This window comes from Lactobacillus sp. W8093 (assembly GCF_016100925.1).
GTDB classification, from domain to species: Bacteria; Bacillota; Bacilli; order Lactobacillales; family Lactobacillaceae; genus Lactobacillus; species Lactobacillus helsingborgensis.
Map to the genome: position 1 here is coordinate 1 of NZ_JACFRL010000019.1, position 2,813 is coordinate 2,813.

Below are 2,813 nucleotides of genomic sequence, written 5' to 3' on the forward strand. Positions count from 1 at the left end.
AAGGTAAAAGAAAAAGAACCAAGCAGTTTATTAGCTGCTTGATTCTATTCATTTAAGCTCTATCAACAGGATTTGACAAAGAGCCATAATATGATAACTTGTTATTGATAAACTCTTTTAATGAGTTTGATATGAACTTGTATCAAATAAGAAAGACTATGATAAGAAAAGAGTCAACAGAATGATTTATGATTTTTCTATGTATTTGAGTGATCTAGATGATCAACGTCTTTTCCAAGTATTAAAAAAAAGTAATCAACTTGATTTGATTTGGAAAGAAATTTCTTTAATTAGACAAATTGAAATAAACGAAAAAAAAGAAAATATTCAAGACCTTGTGACAATTGCAAGTAAAGCCATGAAGTTTACTAATTTAAAAAACCAAGAGTCACTGAGCAAAAAATGGGCTAACTATATTTTGTTTCAAGAAACTGATGCTATATTTGTTTATTTATTTTCTCAGACAAAGTGTTTTCTAAAAAATAATTTAATTATTATAAATGAAGAAAAATTAAATGATATTAAGAGAGGAAATACGATAATTTTTAGTCCACATTGGGGAGATTTTTATTCTATACCAATAATATTGGCGAGTTTAAAAATTCAAAATGTTCCATTAGCTAATGGTGATGAAGGGGAGCATATGCGGTCCATTTTAGATGTAATGTTATCGAGCTTAAAAAAGTACATAACAGAAGTTTTAGACACATCTAACCCAGTTAATGCTCTTTTTAAGTTGGATAATTTATTAAAAAATTCAAAAAATATACTTGAATTTCCAGAATATACATTAGGTCCTAAACCCAAGTATCGTACTAAGTATTTAGATAATTTCTTTCCCGTAGCGTACGGATTAGCAGCCTTAGCTAAACGAAATAATTCAAATATACAACCAGTTACTTTTACAAGAATAGATGATTTTCCTCATTATGAATTAAGATTTTATTCCAAGATAAATATAAAAGATATGACAGTAGGACAGATTAATAATAATATTCACAGACTGATAAACAGTATAATAGTTAAGACTCCTGAAAAGTGGTGGTATTGGTATTTGTTTTCCAAAAATAGAATATCAATCAATTAAGTATTATATATTAATTTAATATACAACGGTGATAAAAATGAAAATAAAAAACATAATTAGATGGTTACCTAATTGGCTCGTATTTTCAATAATAATAACAACAATTATTTCATCATTTGATGGAGTAGTTTTGGCACAGGTACTTTCTTCTATAGCAAATTTTAATCATAACTCAACATTTTTAGAAGTAATGTTTTATGCTGTCAAAAGCTTTTCAGCAATGGCTATTGTGTATTTTTCAATGACTTTAAGAAAAATGTTAATAAATTTAGCAATAAAAAAGCTTAATGTAAAGCTCAAAAGTAATTTTATTTATGGGCAAATTAATACTTCAACTTTTAGTAGTGATACTGCGGATAATGTCTCAAAAATATTTAATGATTTTAAATTGGTTGAAACAGATTACTTTAGTCTGATGTTTGAAGTATTTGCGTCTTTGTTAATGGCATTAATCTCTGGAATTTATATTTTAAGTTTAAGCATACCTATTGGAATTTTGTTTATTTTATTTTCTTTATTACCTATGATAACTCCAAAGATTTTTGGTAAAAAATTAACTGCCACTTCTTCAAAGTGGCAGGAAGATAGTAGTAGATTTTTAAGTAAGGTAACTGATTTATTTAATGGAGCCAATACTATCAAAACTTATTTAGCTGAAAAGTATATGTACAATGATACAGATAAGTATTTAAATGAATCCGAAAATTCTTATTTACTTATGAATAACTGGCAAGCTGTTACTTTTTTTGTCGCTTCAATTCTTTCAGTTGTTAGTTATATTTTACCTATTGGTATTGGCTTGCTTTTAGTTATTCAAAGAAAGATATCTTCTGCAGCTTTGATTGGTATTTTTATGGCTAGTGACAGAGTCGTAGGTCCATTAGGAACAGTTTCAGAGTATCTTAGTAAGATAAAAACTACTCAAGAAATTCGAAAATCTTATAGTGAACATATGATTGAATTTAAAGCTCCTAAAAAAATATCGAAAGATATTAAGCCAAAAATTTGTTTTGAAAATGTTTATTTTACGTACTCAAATGGTAAACAGATTATCAATAATTTGAATTTAAATATTACTTTTGGAGAAAAAATTTTGATTACAGGAGCTTCTGGTGTTGGTAAATCGACAATACTTAATTTGATTCAGGGTTCTATTAAACCAAGTAGCGGAAAAATTTATTTGAGGGAAAAGAATAGTAAAATAAACAATATTCTCGAATCTGGTAGGATTGCTTATATAAGACAAAATCCCAACTTATTTAATGATACTTTGCGTTTTAATCTAACTTTAGGCGAGGATTTCTCAACTAAAGATTGTTTATTTGTTCTTGAAAAAGTAGGATTGATTAATGAACTAGGTAACGATGCTTTAAATAGATATTATGGTGAAAGTGGGAAAAACTTATCTGGTGGACAACGGCAGCGAATCGAAATTGCTAGAGCTCTTCTTTTTAATAAAAAAATTATTTTAATTGATGAAGCAACTTCTAGTTTAGATCCAAAAATGTCGGACAAAATAAATAAAATTATTCAAAATTTAGATTGTACAGTGATTGAGGTTGCTCATTATTATGACGATATTGAATTTAAACATGCACATTTTACACACTATGTACTTGAAAATAAAACTTTAAGATTAAAGGCTCTATAATTATCCTGTTGATGACTTATCCATGTGGTAAGCTGTTAATAGGTTTTTTATTGCATAAAAAAGGAGGACATCTTC

Annotated in this window: 2 protein-coding genes; both read left to right on the forward strand. The window is 27.3% G+C overall.

Annotation, left to right across the window (positions count from 1 at the left end; translation table 11 throughout):
- The first annotated feature begins 181 nt into the window (after positions 1-181).
- Positions 182-1,087, forward strand: coding sequence for a hypothetical protein (locus tag H3T47_RS09145; RefSeq protein ID WP_046327520.1), 906 nt, complete (start codon positions 182-184; stop codon positions 1,085-1,087).
- Positions 1,088-1,124: 37 nt separating this feature from the next.
- Positions 1,125-2,738, forward strand: a complete 1,614-nt coding sequence (locus H3T47_RS09150) for an ABC transporter ATP-binding protein (protein ID WP_109586373.1) — start codon at positions 1,125-1,127, stop codon at positions 2,736-2,738.
- The last annotated feature ends 75 nt before the right edge of the window (positions 2,739-2,813 follow it).